Below are 24,772 nucleotides of genomic sequence, written 5' to 3'. Positions count from 1 at the left end.
ATAAAAAAATCAATAAAAACGGCGCTAAATGCGCCGCTGAAATCACCGTTTTTATTAATCGAATCAGTATAACTTAACGAGTGGATGAGGTTGCTAACTGGTCAGCTTCAGCATGATAGCGCCAACCTTTAAATACTAATTTAGGGGTAGAGCCTCCAATTGTCCCCCCTGAGCTTAATTCACCTAATGCTTCGTCATACACAATATCACCATCACCACATGTAGTAATTGAGTTACCTCTCACTGCTCCCTTTAAAATCCCAGAAGCCCCCACAAGCGCATCTGTTAAAGGGGCATAAATAGAAGCATACATAGCGGCTGTAGACACTAACTCGACACCCCAAGCGCCTGAATTACCTCTTTTATTAACCTCTTTACAATTTAATGGTTCACTTACTTTACCTTCATAAGATGAATAAAAGCTTAGTTGAGGTTTACCATTTGCTTTAACCCCTTCTTTACCTTCTGATTCGATTGGCTTTTGAATTTTTATTTTGCCTTGGACATAAAAGGTAACACTAACTCCGGGCTTAATATTAATAAGTGATGAACCACTCGTTGAATAAGTGAAATCGCCGGCAACAAAGACTGAAATATCATCAACAGGAGTCTCATTATCAGCTCCTTTATCTAAGTCGTAGGATTCTTTTGTAAAAATCAACTGGCCGTCATCGATCTCTAAGTTTTTAAAGAAAAATATTTTTTTTGTTTCACCAAATATCTCAGACTTTATTGGATTAAAGCGTTCAAGCTCTCCGAGTACTGTTTTTGGGTTTTCACTAATAACACCACTATATTTTGCAAATGCATTACTTATCTCTAAAACTTGTTTGCCACCGACCTTTAATGACTCAACATATTTGTTTGAAATCAAGGCATCAAATCCAGCTTTCACATCTAAGGGATCACAATTTAAGCTTGGATCTTTTGAATCAACTGGCGGCTTAGTTGGATCATAAGCTGGGATAGCAACAATCGTTGGCGATACGTTAAATTTTGACTCGATTAACAATGTCCCATCGATGTCTTTTGGGCTATTCCACTGATTTGGCTTAGAATTCCACGAACCACCATACATTAACGCCAAACCATCACTCTCTGCATTTGTAATAAATGTTGTTCCACTATTACCTAAATCTTCTATATTCGCTTTTACTTTAATCGTACCGTTAACTCCACCTCTAAATGATAGATTTCGTCCAGCGATCACATTACCGCCAACACGTGTTCCTGAAGGTAATTTGAGTTCAGGAGGAGTCAGTCCACCACCTCCTCCAGTTACCTTAACATCATTATTCGAATGAAGATCACCGGCAATAAAAGCTGACCCCGAGACTGTGATGGTACCTGTAGCCAAAACACTTCCCCAAATAGGTGCACTACCCGATAAATTAATCGGCGCTGCTTGATAAATGGTACCTATATCAGCTTTGATCCCCGTTTCATTAGTTTTTGAATGATAACTTTTTATTGCACCACCAGCGCCAACGGTAACGCCATTACAACCTACCAGCACTTGCTCAAAAGGAGATTTCCCTTTCTCTCCAGGCACTAATTCATACAGCGCTCTTAACTGCTTTTCGCCTTCAAATCGCTCTCCTCCGCTGGCAACACTGAGTAAACCATCACTGGTTTGTGATAATTCAATATTGGCGAGCATGCCTTCGAGCTTATTGGTTGCTGCGTAGGTAAATTTGCCGCCTTCGCCTTTACTTGCTATAAGCTGTGTCAGAGTTGTAGTCGGTACCTTTGCAAGCTCTGCCTCCAAATGACTATGAGTCGAAAATAAACCAGATTCTGCAGCCAAACGCGCATTAGTTTGCTTTTCAAAGTTACCACTTAGGCGCTCTTGCATCGTGGTATCTTTAAGCGAACTAATCACTACTACACTTGCCATCATACTCAAAAGTAAAACCACAACTATGGTGAAACCTTGCTGTTTTTTCATTTGTTTCATCGTATTGGCCTTAATTTAAAATATCAGCGGTTAAAGAGGTATCGATAGCAACACCGTTACCTAAATAATCAGGTAAACCAATAGGTTTTACTGTTGTTGTCACAAGTAAGCCGTTTAACATAAATGAAATACTATCCACCCCAGTGATGAGAGTTTGGTTTCCTGCACCAAGATCACACACTAAGTTAGGCGAAATAAAGGTATAAGCTTCGGTATAAGCAATAGCAGAAAGCTGGCCTAAGCAATTAATAGTATTAGCATCTTGTACTATCGTAATGGTGTCATTGGCGATATTCGTTGTACTAATTGTTGGAGGAACGAGCGTTTGTTTAAGTGCTCGTGTCATAACATCTGCGGTTGAACGTATCACCTCTTGTGAATTTTCAAGCGCTTCTGTGCTGCTAATGGTGCTCTTGATTGATACAAAAGCCATCGATACCCCACTGAGTAAAAACATACTGGCAGCGAGTGCCACCATCAGCTCAATTAAGGTATAACCGTGCTGCTTATTAAATTGACTGCGCATCATAAGCTACAACCAGATTTTAAAGATGGGAACTCAGGGCTAAGTGTCACTTCATTTGCAAGACCATCATTCATTCTGTCATCGTTCCAACTGACTTTAACAGTAAGATTATTTGAAAATGCAGCCGGTGCCGCAGGGGTAACAGTTAAGGTAAAACGCGCTAACGCAGGTGTCAGAACAGCATTAAAACCAGCGTCATAAGCCACTGCACCATGTTGTAAGCCACACAAATTAGCCCATACTCGCTCAATTGCATTATTGGCCTGAATGATCGAAACGGTATAATCGAGGCTATTGGAAGCAAACTGCAATGACTTTGCTTGCCCAGATGCTAGCCCTAATAACGCGATGCTTGCCACTAACATGGCAATCACAACTTCTAATAAACTAAATCCTTTTTGATTTTTTATTTCTGATTTTATGGACATACGGCTTCCTTGCTTAATAAACTTTGCCCGCTTATGTAGGTACAAAGCCAAAAATCTTGCGTACTTGAATCACCATCGGTAACTAAAAATTGTTTAACAGTAGTACTGCCATATTCGCTAATTACAAGATCGGTCAAATCAGTGACTGACACAGTGCTGTGCGTCGACTCAAACTCCGCAAGCATTTCGATTGGGGCGACTGTTGTTTTTACTTGCCACTTTCCACCAACTTCATCAAGTAAAATAGGCTTTTCACGCTTCGAGGCTTCGGCGCGAGCATATTTATAAACACTGTGTAATTGATTAGCATTGGTGACTAAACGGTCTTGTTTAATCTGTTGGTAAAAGTTAGGTAAAGCTACTAAGGCTAAAATCGCGATGATGCTCACCACCACCATGAGTTCAAGTAATGTAAAACCTCTGGCTCGCCTCATCATTTCCAACAACTCGCTATGGCTGCTGTTTTTACACCTTGATGATTGATTGTCATGCTGCCACAACTATCTGCTGTTTGAACACCGGTCGGCACGGCAGTGAGTGTAAATGCACTATCAGAAACTTTGTTATAAGTGAATCCATAAAATTCAAGTGCCGTAACATTAAATGCCGCTGGATACTGGCCTTGGCGAGAATATTGACGCTCTAATAGAGCTGCGTTTTGTAACAATATTTGCTGAGCATCAGCACGACGCGCTTTTTTTATATGATCTGAGTAAGCAGGAAGTGCAATTGCACTTAAAATACCGATAATGCTAACCGTTATCATCATTTCAATAAGCGTAAAGCCAAATTGTGAACGCAATGCTTTCAATGTTATACCTTGAGTTATGTAAATAAACGCCAATGACAGCGATGTCATTTATTGCAGAGATATTACCGAAAAATACGATAGCCAGTAAAGCTGAACGATTAAATAAGTTGAAAATGGCTAGAATATTTTTTAATCAATAATAGCAATTGAATATATGCTTGATTTGACTAGTCTGAGGACCCTAAAAAGGTATTTTTATAACTATAAAGTTTCAGAATTTTATGAGAGATCTCGAAAAAAGTGTAAAAATGTAAAGTTTAATAAACAAAAAACCGCGCCTAAGCGCGGTTTTTTTTAATCAATTAAATAATCGATTAAGCTTCAGCGATAACAACTACAGCAATAGTAGCAGTAACATCTGAATGTACTTGAATTGCAACTTCGAATTCACCTACTTCACGGATTGTACCGTTTGGTAAACGAACTTCTGATTTAGCAACTTCAATACCAACTGCAGAGATAGCATCAGCAATATCGCGAGTACCGATAGAACCGAATAATTTACCTTCGTCGCCAGCTTTAGATACTAAAGTAACTTCAGCTAGTGCAGTTAATTTTTCAGCGCGAACGTGAGCAGCAGCTAAAGTTTCAGCAACTTTAGCTTCTAAATCAGCACGACGTGCATCGAAAGATTCAACATTAGCAGCTGTTGCAGGAACGGCCTTACCTTTTGGAAAAAGGAAGTTACGCGCGTAACCTGATTTTACTGCAACTTGATCACCTAGGCTGCCTAGGTTAGCGATCTTGTCTAGTAGAATAACTTGCATGTTTCTACACCTTTTAAAAACAGTTAGTCCGCTGCTTACTTATGTAAGTCAGTGTATGGAAGAAGGGCTAAGTAGCGAGCGCGTTTGATTGCTGCTGCTAATTGACGCTGATATTTTGCGCTAGTACCTGTGATACGGCTAGGTACGATTTTGCCACTTTCTGTAACATAGTTTCTAAGAGTAGCTAGATCTTTATAATCAATTTTTTGTACGCCTTCCGCTTTGAAGCGGCAGAACTTACGACGTCTGAAGTAACGTGCCATGAGATAAATCTCCTAAAATAATTCTTTCTATTTGATGGGCATGTAATACCAATTGACTCAAGCCGTTACGGCCTTCGTGACGGTTTAAAAAACCGTACACTGTCACTTGTGACCCAATCTGTATGTCTTGAGCATAATGTTGTATTGCTTCACCACTTGCGACAACTTGCATTCGAACATAACTATTACGGTTTAGTCCGGCTTCAACTTGTTGCGACCGATGCTCCAATACAAAAATGCAGTGTGGAATACCGGCTGGGCTTTGACTAAATTTAGGTGTTTTACACACCACCCCAGAAAGTACTAACTGGTTATTAGTCATACAATCACTCAAAACGATTAAGCTTCAGCAGCTTCTCTTCTCTCTTCTCTTACAAGAGGAGATGCTTCTGTTACAGCTGATTTAGTACGCATAACTAAGTTACGTAGTACTGCATCGTTATAACGGAAAGAAGTTTCTAGCTCGTTGATTACTTCAGATGTAGCTTCAACGTTCATTAGAACATAGTGGGCTTTATGAAGCTTGTCGATTGGGTAAGCCAATTGACGACGACCCCAGTCTTCTAAACGGTGGATAGTACCGCCAGCTTCAGTGATAGAACCAGTATAACGCTCGATCATACCTGGAACTTGTTCACTTTGATCTGGATGAACCATGAATACGATTTCGTAATGACGCATGGGTATTCCTTACGGTTAATTAGCCTATAACCGTTTCGGCCGGTCGGTATAAGGCAAGGAACTGATATTTAGTGGCCGAAAAGAGCGCGTATTTTACGTGCTAAAGAATGATTAAGCAATATACAAAAAGAAAATATTAACAAGAAGATGGTACGGCAAGTAAAAATACCTACCGCACGAGGTAAAACTAAAGAGAAATGAGGTTACGCTGGCGTAAAATTTCGAATAAACAAATACCGGTTGCAACAGATACATTTAAGCTAGAAACCGTACCAACCATAGGGATTTTAACTAAGGTATCACAGTGCTCACGTGTTAAACGGCGCATACCTGTGCCTTCAGCGCCCATCACGAGTGCAATCGGCCCAGTAAGTTTGGCATCAAAGACATGAGTGTCTGTTTCACCTGCGGTACCAATCACCCATACGCCCGCATCTTTTATTTCACGTAATGTTCGCGCTAAATTTGTTACATGAACAAGAGGTACGGTTTCAGCAGCACCACAAGCCACTTTGCGAGCGACACCATTAAGTTTGGCTGAGTTATCTTTAGGCACAATAACAGCATGAACACCTGCTGCATCGGCACTGCGCAAGCATGCACCTAGATTATGCGGATCAGTCACGCCATCCAGTACAAGTAAGAAAGGCGTCTCATGACGCGCTATAATCTCATCAAGATCTTTTTCACTGTAGGTTTTACCTGCCTTAACTTTTGCGATAAGACCTTGATGCTGTTCACCATCTGCTTTTTCGTCCAAAGTCTTACGATGCATAAACTGAACTGAAACACCAAATTGCTCTGCTAACTCAAGGATTGGATTTAAACGTTTGTCTTCACGACCTTTTAACGCATAAATTTCAATAAAGCGCTCAGGCTCTTTTGCTAAAATAGCTTCAACCGAATGAAAGCCAAAAATTAATTCATTACTCACTGCTTTATAGCTCCTAATTCCCTACCGAGGTATTACGTTTACGTGCATTTTTACCTGGACGTTTACGTTTAATGGCTTTCTTCTTTTTTTTCTTCGTTTTATTAATGTCTGACTCATGCCCTAGTGCAGAAACTGCCGCTCCCACTTTGGCCACTTTTTTACCCGCTGAGCTTGGCTTTTTTTTGCCTTTTGAACTTGGCCCACCTGCTTTATCTTTTTTCTCATCAACTGGACGTTTCTTAGCATCAACCCCTTTGCCTTCATTAGGAATACGTCCTGACTTTAGTTGCTGACGCACACTGATTTTTTCTTCGATCGCTTTATTGTTACGTCGACGAGCATAACGATCGTTTGCTTGCTCACTTTGCAGCCCTAAATGGATACGGCGCTCATCTAAACTCACCGATATCACAGTGACAGAAATTTTATCGCCTAAACGAAATACTTGTTTGGTATTTTCACCCACAAGACAATGACGCGAACCATCATAATGAAAATAGTCATTTCCCAAAGCGGTTACATGAACTAAGCCATCAATAAACAATTCATCTAATCGAACAAATAAACCAAATGTCGTCACCGATGAAACAACGCCAGTAAAATGCTGACCAACCCGGTCTTGCATAAACTCACATTTAAGCCAATCCGCTACTTCACGTGTTGCGTCATCAGCTCGGCGTTCAGTCATAGAACATTGTGCACCAAGATGATCGGCTTCGATTGGTGTATAGGCATAAGCACCCGTGGTTGGCATGCCTTGCGCTTTTAATACCCCTTTAATTGCACGGTGTACAACTAAGTCAGGATAACGACGAATAGGTGACGTAAAGTGCGCATAAGCAGGTAGCGATAAACCAAAGTGACCTATATTTTCAGATTGATACACCGCTTGCTTCATTGAGCGAAGCAACATGGTTTGAATAAGCTCTATTTCAGGGCGCTCGCCCAAACGCGCTAAGCTCTCTGTAATTTCTTTTGGGCTTGGCTCTAACGGAATAGTATTTTCTACGCCAAGTTCACTTAAAAATGTTCTAAAGTGGGCTAACTTTTCAGCATCAGGTTCATCATGTACACGATAAAGCGCACTGGCCTCATGTTTTTCAAGCAATCTTGCAGCAGCCACATTGGCCATGATCATGCATTCTTCAATGAGTTTATGCGCATCGTTGCGTTGCAATGTTGTGATGGTTTCAATTTTACGATGCGCATCAAAAATAAATTTAGCTTCTAAGGTTTCAAACTCAATCGCACCACGCTCTAAACGAGCAGCTTTCATTGCCATATACATTTGATATAAATCTTGTAAATGCGGCACTAATGCCTGATGCTCATCAGCGGCTGTTTCTCCAGCTAGAATCGCTGCGACTTGCGTATATGTAAAACGAGCGTGAGAATTCATTACCGCCTCATAAAAGCGGTAACCAGAAAGTCGCCCTGCATCTGAGATAGTCATTTCAGCGACCATGCATAACCGGTCTACTTTTGGATTCAATGAACATAAACCATTGGACAATACTTTTGGCAACATTGGAATGACTTGCTCAGGGAAATATACTGAGTTGCCGCGATTAATTGCCTCTTCATCAAGAGGCGTTTCTTTGCCCACATAATACGAAACATCAGCAATTGCGACCCATAAACGCCAGCCACCACTTTTTTTGCGCTCACAGAATACAGCGTCATCAAAATCGCGCGCATCTTCACCATCAATGGTCACTAAAGGTAATTTGCGCAAGTCAACCCGACCCACTTTTGCCGCTTCGTCAACATCGGTGGTTAAAGGAGCCACCTGTTCAAGCACTGCATCGGGCCAAACATGAGGGATATCATGGTTACGCAGTGCCACTTCAATTTCCATCCCTGGCGCTAAGTGCTCACCAAGCACGTCAAGTACTTTACCGACGGCATTCATACGTTGACTTGGACGCTGTGTAATTTCAATTTGCACCATTTGATTATGGCGAGCACCATTTTCATTGCCAGGCAGAATAATAATATCTTGAGTAATACGAGGATCTTCAGGTACAACAACCGCCATACCGTGTTCAACAAAAAACCGCCCTATAATAGGTGTTCGTTCACCATCTAAAACTCGAACGATCCGCGCATCACATTTGCCACCCTTACCTTGAGAGGCGGGTTTTGCAAGTACGCGATCGCCGTGGAAAACACCTTCCATTTGGTGTTTAGGAATAAACCAGTCTTTGCCGCCATCATCTAAGGCTAAGAAACCAAAACCATCACGATGACCAATTACGCGACCTTTAACCAAACCCACTTTGTCCGGTAAGCAATAGCATTTCAATCGATTAAAAATAATCTGGCCATCTCGCTCCATCGCTCTTAAGCGACGTTTTAGCGCAATACTTCTTTCCTCATCAACGATATCAAGCTCTTCGCAGAGACTTTCAAAAGAAGCTGGTTTTTGTCGATCCTGTAAATGGGCCAAAATAAACTCTCGGCTAGGGACGGGATTTTCGTATTTATCTTGCTCGCGGCTTAAAAATGGGTCTTGATTAGACATTAAGTGGCTTTATAAGTGGCTTATGTTGTTATTTTAAACCAAAAGCCATTAATGAAACAGGTTAAATTATTTTTACTCGATTTCAATGGCCTAATTTTAAATTAAATTGGTTTACGAGCGCGCTCTATTACACTCGGAGGCATTTTTTTCGCAAGCGTCGCAAGCAGGGTCTCGACTTCTTTATGTGTTTTAGTTTCAGCTATAATAGAATGAAATAGCCAGCGGTAAGCATCTTCATAATCAGCAGGACTCCCTTCTCCTTTATTAAACAAATCAACCAAGCGAATTTGAGCTTTTAGATTTCCCAATGCAGCAGCTTCGCGTAAAAAAACAATTGCTTGAGGGATATCGACCTGAACAAATTTACCCAGATGGTAATACCGTCCCATTTGCTCTAAGGCTTCAGCAAGGCCTTGCTCCGCTGCTAAACGAATAAAATACATACCACGCTCAACATCACGATCAAGGCAGACGCCATAAGCAAGCATATCGCCGAACAAAAACTGATAGGCTGGAATAGACATTTTAATGGCGCGCGCTTCAATATCTTGCACTAATTGACAATCATCCGCTTTTACGCGCTCTAAGTGAGTGTTTTTATTTATCAGCACTAAAAGTTCATCTTGGGTATAAAGTTGAACCGCCTCAAGAGGCTCAGCTGAATGACTAGCCAATGGCATCATTAAACAAAACAATAAACCAAATTTTCTTATCATCAATTTTACGTCATTCATTGTGAAAATTTATCCTAATATTTTTATTCAAGAATTGCGCCATATTCACTTTAGACATTATTAATCTGTTTTATTAATAAGCCAAACATATGCTTCGTAAAGTTTAGACAAAAAAAAAGCTGCCCTAGGCAGCTTTTTTATAAACAATGACAATTAAGCAAATGGATTGCGAAGGATCATTGTTTCAACACGATCAGGACCTGTTGAGATAATATCAACTGGTACGCCGGTAATTTCTTCAATACGCTTGATATAGTTTAAAGCTGCTTGAGGCAATTGCTCAACTGACTTTACACCAAACGTTGTTTCAGTCCAACCAGGCATTTCTTCGTAGATTGGAGTTACTTTGTCGTAACCTTCAGCTGCAAGTGGTGTTACATTGGTAACTGTGCCATCTTCTAACTGATATCCAGTACAAATCTTAATTGTTTCAACGCCATCAAGTACGTCTAACTTAGTTAAACAGAAACCTGATACGCTATTGATTTGAACTGCACGACGCATAGCAACAGCGTCAAACCAACCTGTACGACGTAAACGTCCAGTTGTTGCACCAAACTCGTGGCCTTTAGTGCCTAAATGCTTACCAACTGGATCTTGTTTTTCAAGACCATCGTATAATTCTGTCGGGAAAGGACCAGAACCAACACGTGTTGTATACGCTTTAGCAATACCTAATACATAATCTAAATGTAATGGACCAAAACCTGCACCAGTTGCTACGCCACCGGCTGTGGTATTTGATGACGTAACATATGGATAAGTACCATGGTCGATATCAAGTAAAGTACCTTGTGCACCTTCAAACAAAATGCTTTCGCCAGCTTTACGAGTTTGATCAAGTAATTCAGTTACATCTACAACCATTGCTTTTAAAATGTCCGCAACAGCCATTGCATCATCATACGTTTTTTGGAAATCAACTGGCTCAACTTTGTAATAATGCTCAAGTGTGAAGTTATGGTATTCCAATACTTCTTTTAACTTGTCAGAAAATTGTTGAGGGTTGAATAAATCACCAACACGTAAACCACGGCGGGCAACTTTATCTTCATAAGCTGGACCGATACCACGACCTGTAGTACCAATTGGCTTATCACCACGCGCTTTTTCACGAGCAACATCAAGTGCAACGTGGAATGGCAAAATTAATGGACATGCTTCGCTGATTAAAAGACGCTCACGTACAGGTACGCCACGCTCTTCTAACATGCCAATTTCTCTCATTAACGCATCAGGTGCTAAAACAACACCATTACCGATAACACATTTAACGTTATCGCGTAATACACCTGAAGGAATAAGATGTAATACTGTTTTTTCACCGTTAATTACCAAAGTATGGCCTGCATTATGACCACCTTGATAACGAACAACCAAAGATGCTTTGTCTGTTAGCAGGTCTACAACCTTACCTTTACCTTCATCACCCCATTGGGTGCCTAATACAACGACGTTTTTACCCATTGTAAATTCACTTAGAAAAAATTAGGGGCAGATTTTACCAGAGAACGAGGGTAAAGATCACCCTGTTTCGCCGCTTTTTTCACCTTTAACTTAAAAAGTTATTGATATAGGTAATAAATAACCTGAATTAAAATTTTATTTAATCAATAAAGTTAGTTTTCACTCAGTTTTAGGGCTTAAAACTGATGAATAAAAGCCATCCCATTACAATTAAAACAATACCAAAGACTCTTAATTGTGAGAAAGGCAGCACACTGAGTTGTTGTAACATCTGCTGCCATTTTTTTGGCAAGAGTGCCGGCCCTAATCCTTCAAAAATCAAAAATAGCGCAAAGGCTAAAATCAGTGTTTCTGTTGTCATTAATTTTATCTCAAAAAAAAGCCCCGCAATGCGAGGCTTAGATATTTAGTAATATGTTATTTGATACCTGAGCTTTTCATTGGTTGAAAAAACTCACTATCAGTACCCAGTACCATCACATCATTTTTGCTGTTAAATGTCGCTTTGTAAGCATCTAAACTTCTTAAAAATGCATAAAACTCAGCGTCTTTAGAGTAAGCCGATGCATAAATCTGCGCGGCAGCAGCATCGCCATCACCACGTTCCATACGTGCATTTCGTTCAGCTTCTGCAAGCATTACAGTTACACGACGGTCAACTCCTGCGCGAATCGTTTCAGCTTTTTCTTTACCTTCAGAGCGATGCTCTTTTGCCACCGCAGTACGCTCAGCGCGCATACGTTGGTAAATCGAGTTACTCACTTCTGTAGGAAGATTGATTTGCTTTACACGAACATCAAGTACTTCAATACCCAGCTCACTTGCGCTTTCTGAAGCCTGCACTAACGCATCTTTCATTAACGCACTACGCTCACCTGAAACAATTTCTTTAATTGTTCTTGAACCAAAATTAGTTCTTAAACCATTATTTACTTTTTGTTTCAGTAACGTTTCAGCATACTGTAAGTCCCCACGGGTTCTTAGATAAAACGAGCTAAAATCATTAATTCGCCATTTTACAAATGAATCAACAATTAAGTCTTTCTTTTCACTTGTTACAAAACGATCTGGTGCGCCATCAAGGGTTTGAATACGCGCATCTAATTTACGAACTTCTGAAATAAATGGAATTTTAAATTGTAAACCAGGGCCATACACTACCGCTTTATCATCAGCGTCTTTTTTCACCTTGCTAAATTGCAATACAATCGCTTGTTGGCCTTCAAGTACCACAAATACTGATGAAAAAGATAAAATAACTGCGGTTAACAATATAATTAAACTAAAGTTCTTCATATCACTTATCTCCCATTCGAATAGCGATCGCCTTTTAAGCGGTCGGTTGCACTATTCACTTGGCTATTACCTACTGTGTTATTCATTTGAGTGCGTAAATTTTGAATATCAGTTGTACTATTTGGTAATTGCATCGGAGTATTGCTTGTTGCACCTTGAGTTTGCTGCATAATTTTATCAAGTGGCAGATACATCATATTATTGCCGCCTTTCACATCGATCAGCACTTTAGAGCTATTACTTAACACAGATTCCATTGCTTCAATGTATAAACGCTTACGAGTTACCTCTTTAGCCGCTTGATATTGCGGTAAGAGTTTCTCAAAGCGAGCAATTTCACCTTGTGCTTCTAATGTGACACGCTCTTTGTAACCTTCAGCTTCTTGTGTCATACGTGTTACTTGACCACGCGCACGAGGTTCAATTTCACGTTCATAGGCTTCAGCTTCACGGATAAAACGCTGTTCATCTTCTTGTGCTGCAATTGCATCATCAAAAGCATCTTTAACTTCTAATGGTGGACGTGCATCTTTAAAGTTAACGTCTGTTAGTACTAAACCCAAATTGTACGGTTCAATAATTTTATTCAACTCTTCCCAAGTTTGTTGACGAATAACCTCACGTCCTCTTGTTAAGATTTGATCCATGCGCGCATGACCTACAACATAGCGTAACGCACTGTCTAACGACTGCTGTAAACTATGATCAGCATCAGTCACACTGAATAAATAGTTACGAGGATCGGTAACGCGATACTGCACAACAAACTCTACACTTACCACGTTTTCATCTTCAGTAAGCATAAAACCTGAAGCTGACAATGAACGTACCGCTTCAACATCAACCGGTACAATTCGATCTACAAAGGTCATTTTCCAACGTAAACCCGGTAACGCAATATCATGGAACTGACCAAAACGTAAAATAACGCCTCGCTCAGCCTCTTTAACTGTGTAAATACCGCTTAAGGCCCATACGACGATTGCAATAATCAAGACGAAACCAAACGCTGCGCCGCTTAAGCCGCCATTTGAATTGCCAGATTTAGTGCTGCCGCCAAACATGCCATTAAATTTATCACCATATTTACGAAATACTTCGTCTAAATTTGGTGGGCCCTGTTCTTTGCCCCCTTTGTTTTTCCAAGGGTCTTTATCGTTGCCATTGTTACCCGGCTCGTTCCAGGCCATAGCCATACTCCATTGTTATTAAAATGAATTCATATAAATCTATCAAACTAACATTACAAAACACAATAAAATGAGGTGAACTAATGTTTAATCAGTAATAATAAATTTCTCTATTTCAGTACCATTATCTTTTTTCAACCGATTCCAATCCGCCATTGGTAAGCGAATATTAAGCAAGCAATTACCTAAGTCATCGTATTGCTCTGCGTGAATACAGTTCAATTTATATAACGCACCACGTAAAGAACCAAATCGAGCAGGGACTCGTAATCGGCACTTTAACATTTTTTCTGCCAAACATTCACTAATTGCTTGTAAAAGTAACTCGCACCCGACTCCTGTTTGTGCAGATAACCAAATTCTGATTGGCTTGCCTTCGTCATCCCTGTCAATCCGAGGCACTAATTCTTCAACTAAGTCTATTTTGTTATAAATCAGCAGTTGGGGCACATCATCGGCTTCAATCTCATGCAGAACATCATTAACTTGGTCAATATTCTCTTGACGCCTTTCATCTGCGACATCAATAACATGAAGTTGTAAATCGGCTTCGCGAGTTTCAACTAAAGTCGCTTTAAAAGCTGCAACCAAATCATGGGGTAAATGTCGAATAAACCCAACTGTATCTGCCATGATCACACTACCAATATCTGCGACATCTATTTTTCTAAGTGTCGGATCAAGCGTTGCAAACAATTGGTCCGCTGCATAAACATCTGAAGCAGTTGCACGATTAAATAAAGTAGACTTACCTGCATTGGTATAACCAACTAACGAAACGGTTGGAATTTCATTTCGTGTTCGAGCCCTGCGCCCTTGCTCTCGTTGCTTGGCTACTTTATCAAGCCGTTTTAAAATTGTTTTAATTTTATCGCGAATTAAACGGCGATCGGTTTCTAATTGGGTTTCACCCGGGCCACGCAATCCGATCCCCCCTTTTTGCCTTTCTAAGTGTGTCCAGCCTCGGATTAAACGAGTTGAGATATGGCGAAGTTGCGCCAATTCAACTTGTAGCTTTCCTTCATGGGTCCGTGCTCGTTGGGCAAAAATATCCAGAATCAAAGTCGTGCGATCTAACACTCGACACTGACATATGCGCTCTAAATTTCGCTCTTGGGAAGGAGAAAGTTCATGATTAAATATAACAACATCAGCCTGATGTAACTGGACAACCTCAGCAATCTCTTCAGCTTTACCAGTACCCACAAAAAACTTTGGATGAGGTGATTGGCGACTGCCTTGCACAATCGCCAAACAATTAGCACCTGCGGAAGAAACTAACATTTCAAGTTCCTGAAGATCTTCGCGATCCCCTTCTTTTGGAAACTCGATATGGACTAAGACAGCCTGTTCACCAGCTTTATAACGGTCAAACAAGCATTATGCTCCTAAATTAAAAATTACCAGCATCTTCACCATCAGCTTCTGGCGTATCTGTACGTGTTGCATCTAAAGTAACAGGTCGAGAAGGAACGACGGTAGAGATAGCATGTTTGTAAACCATCTGATTTACTGTGTTTTCGAGCAGAATTACAAACTGGTCAAATGACTGAACTTTACCTTGTAGTTTAATACCATTTACCAAGTAAATTGACACTGGAATTCGCTCGCGACGCAGTGCATTTAAAAACGGATCTTGTAGAGATTGGCCCTTTGCCATTATTATTTTCCTTCGATTTAGGTGTTTTTATATAATTATTAATCTGTAAAGATTTCAACTAGTTTTACTACAATCTCTCTAATAGCTTAGCGAACTTAACACACGTTGCAAGTTTTCTTCAGCACCTGATTCTAACCAAGTTACGTCAGGCCAACTACGCAACCAAGTCAGTTGACGCTTTGCTAATTGACGGGTCGCTGCGATGCCACGAAAAACCATTTCATCGTACTCAACTAAACCGTCTAGATAATCCCACATTTGACGATACCCCACACAGCGGATAGAGGGTAAAGCTGGATGTAAATCATCTCTTTGATATAAGGCCTTAACCTCGGTTTCAAAACCCTGCTCGAGCATGATTTTAAATCTTTTTTCAATTCGTTGGTGTAAAACGCTACGATCTGACGGCGCTATGGCAAATTGTAACACGTTAAAAGGTAAAGGCTCGGACTTTACTTTTTGTAGCTCAGTCATGGTTTTACCTGTTAATCGGTAAACTTCTAACGCACGATTAATGCGCTGAGAATCATTTGCTTTGATCCTAAGCCCCGCTTCAGGATCTACTTTTGCTAATTCTTGATGTAAATGAGGCCAACCATACATTTGAGCTTCTGCTTCAAGTTGCTGACGTATTGCTGCATCAGCCTCAGGTAAAGGAGAAATTCCCTCTAGCAACGCCTTAAAATACATCATAGTCCCACCGACAAGAACTGGGATTTTGCCTTGTTGGTGTAATTGCGTGATATGCTCTAAGGCATCACGACGAAAATCAGCTACCGAGTAACTCTCGCTTGGATCTAATATATCTATTAAACGGTGCGGAGCACTTTTAAGTTCACTCGCGTTTGGTTTCGCAGTACCAATATCCATATTGCGGTAGATAAGTGCTGAATCAACACTGATAATTTCGGTTGATAAATGTTGGCATAAATCAATTGCAAGATCAGTTTTTCCTGCAGCTGTTGGGCCCATTAAAAAAATAACCGGTAAACTATCCAAGGGTATTATTCCGCTCTAATTGTTGAATGAAATCAGTCAGCTCTATTTTAACGGCTTTTTCTAAGAGACGCTCAATTAATTGTGGTTTATTCATAATAAATTGGTATATAGCCTTATTTTGAGTTTGAGTGAAATAGCGACTATTAACCCAATTTGCCTGCCAATTTAACCAATGCTCTATTTCTGTAAACTTTAATAAACAGGCTGCTAACAAGGCATCTATCACCTCATTAACATCGTGGGCGTAAACAGCTGGAGGCAACCGTTTGACCATTACAAAGCCAGTATTTAGTTGTAGCTCATATCCCAAAATTGTTAACCAAGATAATTGAGTATCTAACTGTATTTGAGCACTGGCATCAATAGCGACTCTAACTGGCAACAGCAATGCTTTACTTTCTATTTGAGCATGCTGACTTATTTCCTCTAACCAAAACTCAGCTAATACATGTTGTAAATGACTGAGCTGCAACGCATCGCTTTGCTTAATCACGCAATGCCCACTCTGTAATACCATCATTTCAGTGACTAAAAGATGACTAGCAGTATGATTTTGCAGCTCAAAATGCGGCGTAACAGTATTTTCTGACACAGAATCAAAATGTTGAGCTCTTTGTTCGGCAACTCCTTGGTAAAAGGCATTTACATTTTGCTGTTGTTTTTGAGCTTGAGGTACCAAAGGTTTTGGCTGATAACCTTGGCTTGACCCCTTATTTTGAGTTTGAGATGCAAATCCGCCCATCGGCGGCGCCTTAAACTCATGTGCCTGACTCAAGTCATTAAATAAAGATTGATGCTCTGAGAAACCTGATTCAACTTGCTCATTGCATTGCACGATTTCAGATACAACACATTGATTTGGTTGAGCTGCTTGTTTAACCGCTTGTAAAATAAAGTCATGCACCAAACGCGCTTGATGAAAACGCACCTCGTGCTTGGCGGGATGGACATTAACATCAACTTGGCGAGGATTAATCGTTAAATAAAGTACAAAAGCAGGTACATCAATGCCAGGACAACTTTCTTCAAAAGCCTGACGAATAGCATGCAAAATTAATTTATCTCGCATCATCCGGCCATTTACATAAGTATATTGCGGCTCAACCGAGGAACCTGGAGGTAAAATCCAACCAAAAATGCTTAAGCCATCATCGCCCGATTCTAAAAATAGCGCTTGAGATAAAAACTCTTTACCTGCAACTTGTGCAATGCGCTTAACTTGCTCCTCTTTTTTCATTACAGGGCGATATTGACGCACGATTTTGCCATTGTGCTTTAAAGTAATCGCCACATCAAAACGACTTAAAGCAATCCGTTTAAGTAATTCATCAATGTGATTAAATTCTGTTTTTTCAGTGCGTAAAAATTTTCTGCGAGCGGGCGTATTAAAAAACAAATCAACAACTTCTATCGTTGTACCATTTGGATGCGCCGTTGGTTTGACGGTAACAGCCATATCGCGCCCCTCAGCAAAAGCTTGCCATGCATCGCTTTGATCGGCTGGTTTTGAGCTCAAGGTTAAACGTGAGACAGAACTAATCGAAGCAAGAGCTTCGCCGCGAAAACCCAATGAACAAATATTTTCAAGATCATCTAATGTTTTAAGTTTACTGGTTGCATGGCGAGACAAAGCTAAAGTTAGCTCATCTTTGTAAACCCCTGAACCGTTATCCCGAATGCGAATTAATTTATGGCCACCTCGGTCAATATCAATTTGGATCTGGGTTGCACCCGCATCCAAGCTATTTTCAACTAACTCTTTTACAACTGAGGCGGGCCGCTCAACGACTTCACCCGCCGCGATTTGGTTAGCTAAACGGGCAGGTAAAATTTCAATGTTCATGTTAGTTAACTTCTTGGGATAGTTAGGGTTTGACCAATTACGATATTATTTGTTGATAGCTTATTGGCTTCTTTTAAGGCTGAAATTGAAACACCATATTGGCTAGCAACCACACTAAGGGATTCACCTGAGCGTACTTTATGGATTTGCTCTTTTTTCGATTGCAGCGCTTTTCGCTGAGCAAATAAAGAATCATCTGGTGGATTATTTATAAAATAAGTTTTAACTGCGCTAAAGACGGCTGTTGCAAGCTTTTCTTGATGATCACGCGTTTTTAATAAACGCTCTTCCTCAGGATTGGAAATATAACCCGTTTCAACCAAAATAGACGGAATATCAGGAGACTTTAATACAGCAAGACTTGCGGCTTGCGGGCGTTTTTTATGTAATTTTGTGACCTTACCAAGCTCACTCACCACTTCGTCAGCCACCTGAAACCCCGTGCGCATTGAGTGATCCATCGACATATCAAGCAATGTTTGCGCAAGGTACTTTTCATTTTGGGTATCTTTTAAAACGTCCGCTGCACCACCTAGTAACTCAGATTGTTTTTCACTATCCTCAATCCATTTACCTATTTCAGAATTTGCTCGTTTTAGTGACAAAACGAAAACCGACGCACCGCGCGGTTGCGGCGTAATAAACGCATCAGCATGAATCGATATTAAAAAATCCGCCTTATTTTTTCGGGCACGATCTGAACGGGTATTTAGCTTGACGTAATAATCTCCGGTCCGAGGCAAAATTGCTTTCATGCCTTCTTGCGAATCTATTAATTTAGCTAAGCGTTTAGCTATTTGTAATGTAACTGTTTTTTCATAGGTTCCTGAAGGTCCTATTGAACCAGGATCTTCACCACCATGGCCTGCATCAACTGCAATAACAATATCGCGGTCACCTCGAATATCGCGATTTTTAGCGATTAAAGTATTGCTATTTTTATCTGATTCAGCGGGCTGCGATTGTGCACTATATAAATCAACAACTAATCTGTCGCTGTAAGGTGCTGTGGGCGCAAGTGCAAATAATACAGGCTTAACAGTTTGATTTAATTCTAATACTATTCGTACCCAGCCTTTTTTCTTTGGCGTACTATAACGTATTTTTTCGATGACAGAATTTGCATCACTAATACTTGGCAGCACTTGCTGTTGCGTTGTATCTTTAAAATCAATCACTAAACGCAGTGGCTTTTTCAGCATAAAATAGCTGAAATCAGGTTGTTTTTTTAAATCAAATACAACCCGAGTACTTTCAGGCGAAGGCCAAACCCGCACACTAGTTATTTCATTTGCGGCACTTGTAACAGTACTGAAGCAACTAAGCAGCACAAAAGATAATAAGAAAAATATAGCGGTTGAAATTTTAATATGCATGCGCTCAAAGTTGATCTACGATTGAGATACCTTTAGTTGTACGCCCTATAATACTGATTTTTCGCTGTTCATCAACATACTCAAGTGTGATATCCAAATCGGGCTCAGCTAATAGCATGCCACCTTTTTCTGGCCATTCGATTAAACAGATGGCGTTGCTTGCAAAATAATCACGAATACCCATAAACTCTAATTCTTCTGGATCTGCCAAACGATATAAATCAAAATGATAGATCTGCTGCGCTGCGAGCTCATAAGGTTCTACAATTGTATAGGTTGGGCTTTTTACTTTACCTTGATGACCAAAGCCTTGAATGATGCCACGCGTTAATGTCGTTTTACCAGCACCTAAGTCTCCATGCAAAAAGATAACTGCGCCACTTTTAATAACCTCAGCCAAAGCATTGCCCATAGCAACAGTCGCTAATTCATTTTCTAGCTTTTTTTCAAACATGTTCATCACTCTTTAATTAGCCAATTAATCGTCTGATCTGAGGAAATAAGTCACTTGCCAATAACCCTCGAGCACCTTCATCAAGTAAATTATCCGCAGCAGCACCATGAATGGCCGCTGCAAGCTTGGTTGCAGTAAAACCTGTCATCTGCTGAGCCATAAGCCCCGCAATAATACCAGATAAAACATCTCCCATCCCAGCACTTGCAAGAGCTGCACTGCCCGTTTGATTAATATTCAAACAACCCTTTGCAGATACCAGACTGCCAGGACCTTTTAACAAGCTAATTGCATTAATCGTGGTAGAGCGACCCATTACTGGGCCGACCCCACACAGATCCGGACGTGCGGAATTACCGCATCCGGCTCTTCAGTTATATATTCACGCGTGTAAATCAACACGCTCCTAGTACCAATCTACGTGAATAAATCGCTTACTCACTCTTGGTCGCTCAATTGCATAATACATTAGCATCTTCTTGAAATTACTCCAATTGTAACTGCGTCTGCCACTGCGCCTATTCAGCCATTTGTATAAACTGTGCAACACATAACTGTACAATCTATCAAGGCTGCAGCTGTTGTCTGGCAGGCCAAAGTAATTTCGGTATCCCATCAGTTTGCGTTTCAGTTGCGGCATCCAAGTGTTGAGCTTGTTTGACCGCTTGACTTTGATGTATTGGTAAAACTCGCTCATGCTGGCGCGGTGCTTTTCCGCCCCTGTTCGCCGCCTGAGTCGAGGTTTTCCCTGTGCATCTTTTGCCCAGTAAAAGGCAAAACCAAGAAACACAAATTGCCGTTTTCGACTCGGGTGAAATCGACTAAATCGTAGCAGTGAGGTTTTCTCCTCTGCCACTTCTAAATTGAATTTCTTAAGTCGTTTTGGCAGCACCTCGTAAAATCGCTCAGCATCGTTGGCGTACTGAAACGCACACACAAAATCATCGGCGTACCGGATGAGCATCGCGCGGCCACGCATTCGGGGTTTTACTTTCTTTTCAAACCATAAGTCGAGTGCGTAATGCAGGTAGATGTTCGCCAGTACCGGGCTAATGATCCCCCCTTGCGGCGTACCGCTTTTCGGGTATTCAAATACCCCTTCAGGTGATTTTATGCGGGCTTTAAGCCATTGGCTGATTAAACTCAGCATGGCTTTGTCATCAATGCGTTGTTTGAGCATCTTCATCAGCCAGTTGTGATCAAGGTTGTTGAAGAAGCCTTTAATGTCAGCCTCCTGACTTAATTGTAGCGCAGAATCAAAACGGTCTTGTTCAACGTCTCTGTTTGATATCCCCAATAATCTTGCAGCCTCACCAGCGTGTGGAGTCAATACTCTCTCAGTTAAGTTATCCGTGGTGCATTTATCACTTTTTGCTAAAAAATTTAATCCATCTGCATCAATTACTAAACGCAAGCACTGCGCATTCATCATCCATTGCCAAATATTCTGTGCCCAAACATCCTGACCAAGTCCTGGCCCTATGACAACAACAGACGCTTTATTGATAAGCGCTAAGAGTTGATGCTCAGCATCAATACCATGAACCATTAATTCATAACGCCCTTGTAGCACAGCCGCACAATTATCTGGATGCGTCGCAACTGAAACCAATCCAGCACCACTTCGCAGAGCCGCTTCCGCACTTAACCTTATTGCACCAGCCATTCCTTTATTACCACCAATACAAAGCACGTGACCAAGCTGATTTTTATACGCAGCGAGTGCACGATTTGGCAGGGCTTTTTTCAATTGGCTTAATTCAAACCGCGTAACATTCGATTTAATTTTATCTCTAAATAACTCATCAAGTGCCAAACCCGCAAAAACCAACTTGCCAACATGCTCAAGTGCCCGCCCCGTTAATAAACCTTGCTTTAAAGCAATGAACGTAATAGTAACATTTGCTTTAATGGCATTATTTGCAACTGCTGCTGAAGTTGCGTTAACTCCAGATGGCACATCGATAGATATAACAGGTAAATTGTCATGTTGATTAACCAAAGTGCATACTTGACCGAAATGCTCTGGCAGTTCACCTTTAAAACCGGTGCCAAACATTGCATCAACGACTAAGTCAAACGCAGACAATTCCTGTAACAATAAATCGTTAGATTGGCATACAGCCAAGCCTGCTTGTTGGCATTGCAGATAGGCACCAAGCGCATCTCCATGTAATGATTTCACATCAACAAATGATACCAATGTTACCTGATAACCGTTTTGCTGGGCTAAATAAGCAACAATATAGCCGTCTCCGGCATTATTACCCTTTCCTAACAGAATCAATAAACGACGATGATTTCCATAATGATGCTCGATATATTGAAAAACAGCGGCACCTGCCTTTTGCATCACCTCGGACAAATCAAAGCCTAATTGCTCTGCAACTTGTTTTTCATTGTTTTGCACTTGTTCCGCTGTATAGGCGAACTGTGGTAAATTAGTAGTGTATAAACTTTCCATAATGGCTCATCAGTGACAACAGCAACTATTAACTATCCTGAACTAGCAATCAAAATTAAGCAATGGGGCCAAGAACTTGGCTTTGCTGAAGTAGCTATCAGCGACATAGATTTAACTGAACACGAAGCGCAATTACAACGCTGGCTCGACTTAGGTTTTCATGGCGAAATGGAATACATAGCCGCACACGGTATGAAGCGTGCTCGCCCGGCAGAACTAGTTCCGGGTACTCAACGTGTTATTTGTGTCAGAATGGATTACCTACCACCCGATGCTAGCTTTGCAAAAACACTGCAAGATCCCAAAAAAGCCTATATTAGTCGTTATGCGCTTGGTCGCGATTACCATAAACTTATCCGTACCCGTCTAAAAAAATTGGGCGAAAAAATAGAACTTGAAGTGGGTCAATTTGGCTTTCGACCTTTTGTTGATTCGGCCCCTGTACTTGAAAGGCAATTAGCCCAAAAGGCTGGACTCGGTTGGACCGGAAAACATACCCTGATTTTGAACCAACACGCTGGCTCGTGGTTTTTTCTTGGGGAGCTATTTGTTGATTTACCTTTGCCTATTGATAAACCAGTCATTGAGCAGTGCGGTAAATGTGTAGCATGTATAAAGATTTGCCCGACAAACGCTATTGTTGAGCCTTATGTCGTCGATGCAAGGCGCTGCATATCGTATCTCACCATAGAGTTACAAGGCGCTATTCCAATTGAATTTAGGCCATTAATAGGCAATAGAGTCTACGGCTGTGATGACTGCCAACTCATTTGCCCATGGAATCGATATGGCCAAATTACTGCCGAGGATGACTTTCATGCTAGAACACAATTAAAGGATAAAGATTTAATTGAATTATTTTTATGGGATGAGGCTACTTTTTTAAAAAATACCGAAGGCAGTGCAATCCGCCGTATTGGCCATGAGCGTTGGCTTAGAAATATGGCCGTAGGCCTTGGTAACGCATCTTATGATCCCAGCATCCTTGCCGTTTTAGAAGATATGAAATCAAAGGTTTCCTCTTTAGTGCTTGAGCACATTGAGTGGGCAATAACACAACAACTGCAGAAAAACAGCCTTGATAGAAAAACACAGCGTTTAATTATTGCAATTGAAAAAGGCCTGCCCAGAGACGCTTAAATATAGAAATATGTAACAATAATCACTCCAACATTTGCTGCAGATCTTGCTCAATATCATAAAATGCGCGCTTAACATCTGTGAGTAAATCTTCGCGAGCAACGGATCGTAAAATGGTATCATCTACTTTTTTATAGATATATTGCTCTTGGTCATCATCAAGCCCCATATGGGGTATGCGTTGCTCAAATTCGCTTTGTAAATCACGAAAAATAGCTTCGTTCATTTCATGGCTTAAATTCAATACACCAACCAAATCTTCAAACTTATCTCTCACCAGAGAAAATGCGCGTTGCAGCTGCATTCTTTGATACTGCAGTTTTCGTTTAGTTAGAATGGCATCAAGTTGTTGTTCGGTAACACTCACAATAAAACAAATATGATCGCGGATGCGCCCCATTTTATCTTGATCATCAACGGGAAGGTTTAAAATTAACAGACTGATTTTTGGGTAGTTAACTAAAATTCTGGGCGAAAACTCATAAAGCCGCCCCTTTACTTGCAGCAACTCAAAAAGCTCTATCACCATTGGAGAACAAGCGCCCTCAGAACTAAAGTGCGTTACTTTATCGTTATAACGAAACGCAACACAAGATTTAAGAGAAAACCCTTTAATACAGCTGATTAATGCTTTTGCTAATGCTTCTGGCGAATCCAGTATACCTATATTTTCAATATATTGGACAATATTCCCCATCTCACTGCTATTGGTCATCGCATTAAAAGCAGTTTCAGTTGCATCCTCAACTTGTTGCTCAAGATCTTTACGTTTATCGATTACCTTAAATAAAGCGTTCAGTTTCGCTTTAAGTTCTTCTTTGGCAAATGGCTTTACAATGTAATCTTCTGCACCGACATTATAACCAGCAATACGCTCATCAATGGAGCCTCGGGCAGATAGGAACATCACTACAATATGAGCCGTTGCTGGATTGCTTTTTAATTGTCTACACACTTCATACCCATCCATATTGGGCATGCTGACATCTAATAAAATAACTTGGGGTGCGATTTGTTCAACCTTAGCTAAACACTCTTGACCACTACTGGCAAAATGAAGTGGATAATCACCCTCTAAGATCTCTTCTAAAATCTCTAGATTAAATGGTTCATCATCAACTGCTAAAATTGTTTTATCGGACATACTCCCTCCACTGGGTATTGTTATTATTTGCTCAACGCCTAAACAAAATTCAAATAAATGGTCATATTTTATATTTTCCAACTTCCTAGTTTCAAGCGTAGTCAAAGCTTAAGG

26 protein-coding genes are annotated in these 24,772 nt (G+C 40.7%); 1 reads left to right on the top strand and 25 read right to left on the bottom strand.

Annotation, left to right across the window (positions count from 1 at the left end; translation table 11 throughout):
• Positions 1–73: 73 nt before the first annotated feature.
• From PTUN_RS03070 to PTUN_RS02955, 24 genes are all read right to left on the bottom strand, one after another.
• Positions 74–1,957: a pilus assembly PilX family protein gene (locus PTUN_RS03070; RefSeq protein WP_009838223.1), complete on the bottom strand. Its 1,884-nt coding sequence runs from the start codon at positions 1,955–1,957 to the stop codon at positions 74–76.
• Between the two features lie 10 nt (positions 1,958–1,967).
• The gene (locus PTUN_RS03065) at positions 1,968–2,486 is read right to left on the bottom strand and encodes a PilW family protein (protein WP_009838222.1); all 519 of its coding nucleotides are present in this window, start codon (positions 2,484–2,486) and stop codon (positions 1,968–1,970) included.
• Positions 2,483–2,911, bottom strand: coding sequence for a type IV pilus modification PilV family protein (locus tag PTUN_RS03060; RefSeq protein ID WP_009838221.1), 429 nt, complete (start codon positions 2,909–2,911; stop codon positions 2,483–2,485). Before PTUN_RS03060 ends, PTUN_RS03065 begins: the two co-directional genes overlap by 4 nt.
• A complete protein-coding gene (locus tag PTUN_RS03055; RefSeq protein WP_009838220.1) occupies positions 2,902–3,348 on the bottom strand; it encodes a pilus assembly FimT family protein in 447 nt (148 codons plus the stop codon). The genes PTUN_RS03060 and PTUN_RS03055 overlap by 10 nt, the downstream gene beginning before the upstream one ends.
• Positions 3,345–3,722 (bottom strand): type IV pilin protein, encoded by a 378-nt coding sequence (locus PTUN_RS03050; RefSeq protein ID WP_040643815.1) that lies wholly within the window; start codon positions 3,720–3,722, stop codon positions 3,345–3,347. Before PTUN_RS03050 ends, PTUN_RS03055 begins: the two co-directional genes overlap by 4 nt.
• Positions 3,723–4,036: 314 nt before the next feature.
• Positions 4,037–4,489 (bottom strand): 50S ribosomal protein L9, encoded by a 453-nt coding sequence (rplI, locus tag PTUN_RS03045; protein WP_009838218.1) that lies wholly within the window; start codon positions 4,487–4,489, stop codon positions 4,037–4,039.
• A 35-nt stretch (positions 4,490–4,524) separates the two neighbouring features.
• Complete coding sequence (rpsR, locus tag PTUN_RS03040; protein ID WP_009838217.1) at positions 4,525–4,752, bottom strand: 30S ribosomal protein S18; 228 nt, start codon at positions 4,750–4,752, stop codon at positions 4,525–4,527.
• Positions 4,727–5,074, bottom strand: coding sequence for a primosomal replication protein N (priB, locus tag PTUN_RS03035; RefSeq protein ID WP_009838216.1), 348 nt, complete (start codon positions 5,072–5,074; stop codon positions 4,727–4,729). Before priB ends, rpsR begins: the two co-directional genes overlap by 26 nt.
• A 17-nt stretch (positions 5,075–5,091) precedes the next feature.
• Positions 5,092–5,433, bottom strand: a complete 342-nt coding sequence (gene rpsF / locus PTUN_RS03030; protein WP_040643814.1) for a 30S ribosomal protein S6 — start codon at positions 5,431–5,433, stop codon at positions 5,092–5,094.
• A gap of 187 nt (positions 5,434–5,620) precedes the next feature.
• The gene (rlmB, locus tag PTUN_RS03025; RefSeq protein WP_009838214.1) at positions 5,621–6,367 is read right to left on the bottom strand and encodes a 23S rRNA (guanosine(2251)-2'-O)-methyltransferase RlmB; all 747 of its coding nucleotides are present in this window, start codon (positions 6,365–6,367) and stop codon (positions 5,621–5,623) included.
• A gap of 13 nt (positions 6,368–6,380) precedes the next feature.
• Positions 6,381–8,891: a ribonuclease R gene (rnr, locus tag PTUN_RS03020; RefSeq protein WP_009838213.1), complete on the bottom strand. Its 2,511-nt coding sequence runs from the start codon at positions 8,889–8,891 to the stop codon at positions 6,381–6,383.
• Positions 8,892–8,992: 101 nt separating this feature from the next.
• Positions 8,993–9,574: a tetratricopeptide repeat protein gene (locus PTUN_RS03015; protein ID WP_232285000.1), complete on the bottom strand. Its 582-nt coding sequence runs from the start codon at positions 9,572–9,574 to the stop codon at positions 8,993–8,995.
• A gap of 204 nt (positions 9,575–9,778) precedes the next feature.
• Positions 9,779–11,092, bottom strand: coding sequence for an adenylosuccinate synthase (locus PTUN_RS03010; RefSeq protein ID WP_009838210.1), 1,314 nt, complete (start codon positions 11,090–11,092; stop codon positions 9,779–9,781).
• Positions 11,093–11,261: 169 nt separating this feature from the next.
• On the bottom strand, positions 11,262–11,453 hold the full coding sequence (locus tag PTUN_RS03005; protein WP_009838209.1) for a DUF2065 domain-containing protein: 192 nt from the start codon (positions 11,451–11,453) through the stop codon (positions 11,262–11,264).
• Positions 11,454–11,509: 56 nt separating this feature from the next.
• Positions 11,510–12,388 (bottom strand): protease modulator HflC, encoded by an 879-nt coding sequence (hflC, locus tag PTUN_RS03000; protein WP_009838208.1) that lies wholly within the window; start codon positions 12,386–12,388, stop codon positions 11,510–11,512.
• A gap of 5 nt (positions 12,389–12,393) precedes the next feature.
• Complete coding sequence (gene hflK / locus PTUN_RS02995) at positions 12,394–13,578, bottom strand: FtsH protease activity modulator HflK (protein ID WP_040643813.1); 1,185 nt, start codon at positions 13,576–13,578, stop codon at positions 12,394–12,396.
• Positions 13,579–13,665: 87 nt separating this feature from the next.
• Positions 13,666–14,955 (bottom strand): ribosome rescue GTPase HflX, encoded by a 1,290-nt coding sequence (gene hflX / locus PTUN_RS02990; RefSeq protein ID WP_009838206.1) that lies wholly within the window; start codon positions 14,953–14,955, stop codon positions 13,666–13,668.
• A gap of 16 nt (positions 14,956–14,971) precedes the next feature.
• Entirely contained in the window at positions 14,972–15,238 is a 267-nt protein-coding gene (hfq, locus tag PTUN_RS02985; RefSeq protein WP_009838205.1) for an RNA chaperone Hfq, read from the bottom strand.
• A gap of 78 nt (positions 15,239–15,316) precedes the next feature.
• Positions 15,317–16,237: a tRNA (adenosine(37)-N6)-dimethylallyltransferase MiaA gene (miaA, locus tag PTUN_RS02980; protein ID WP_009838204.1), complete on the bottom strand. Its 921-nt coding sequence runs from the start codon at positions 16,235–16,237 to the stop codon at positions 15,317–15,319.
• Positions 16,230–18,080: a DNA mismatch repair endonuclease MutL gene (gene mutL / locus PTUN_RS02975; protein ID WP_009838203.1), complete on the bottom strand. Its 1,851-nt coding sequence runs from the start codon at positions 18,078–18,080 to the stop codon at positions 16,230–16,232. Before mutL ends, miaA begins: the two co-directional genes overlap by 8 nt.
• A gap of 5 nt (positions 18,081–18,085) precedes the next feature.
• A complete protein-coding gene (locus tag PTUN_RS02970) occupies positions 18,086–19,444 on the bottom strand; it encodes an N-acetylmuramoyl-L-alanine amidase (protein WP_415906957.1) in 1,359 nt (452 codons plus the stop codon).
• Between the two features lie 16 nt (positions 19,445–19,460).
• Entirely contained in the window at positions 19,461–19,919 is a 459-nt protein-coding gene (tsaE, locus tag PTUN_RS02965; RefSeq protein ID WP_086009671.1) for a tRNA (adenosine(37)-N6)-threonylcarbamoyltransferase complex ATPase subunit type 1 TsaE, read from the bottom strand.
• Between the two features lie 7 nt (positions 19,920–19,926).
• Positions 19,927–20,226, bottom strand: coding sequence for an NAD(P)H-hydrate dehydratase (locus PTUN_RS02960; RefSeq protein ID WP_009838200.1), 300 nt, complete (start codon positions 20,224–20,226; stop codon positions 19,927–19,929).
• Positions 20,227–20,316: 90 nt separating this feature from the next.
• Positions 20,317–22,374, bottom strand: a complete 2,058-nt coding sequence (locus PTUN_RS02955; protein ID WP_096035233.1) for an NAD(P)H-hydrate epimerase — start codon at positions 22,372–22,374, stop codon at positions 20,317–20,319.
• Between the two features lie 12 nt (positions 22,375–22,386).
• Between PTUN_RS02955 and queG the strand changes: the two genes are divergently transcribed.
• Positions 22,387–23,514: a tRNA epoxyqueuosine(34) reductase QueG gene (gene queG, locus PTUN_RS02950; RefSeq protein WP_009838197.1), complete on the top strand. Its 1,128-nt coding sequence runs from the start codon at positions 22,387–22,389 to the stop codon at positions 23,512–23,514.
• 22 nt (positions 23,515–23,536) lie between these two features.
• Here queG and PTUN_RS02945 read toward each other — a convergent pair whose 3' ends face one another.
• A complete protein-coding gene (locus tag PTUN_RS02945) occupies positions 23,537–24,658 on the bottom strand; it encodes a response regulator (protein WP_009838196.1) in 1,122 nt (373 codons plus the stop codon).
• Between the last annotated feature and the right edge of the window lie 114 nt (positions 24,659–24,772).

It is taken from the genome of Pseudoalteromonas tunicata (assembly GCF_002310815.1).
GTDB classification, from domain to species: Bacteria; Pseudomonadota; Gammaproteobacteria; order Enterobacterales; family Alteromonadaceae; genus Pseudoalteromonas; species Pseudoalteromonas tunicata.
Note: the sequence above shows the minus strand (reverse complement) of the source record. Positions and strands in the feature narration are given on the sequence as shown.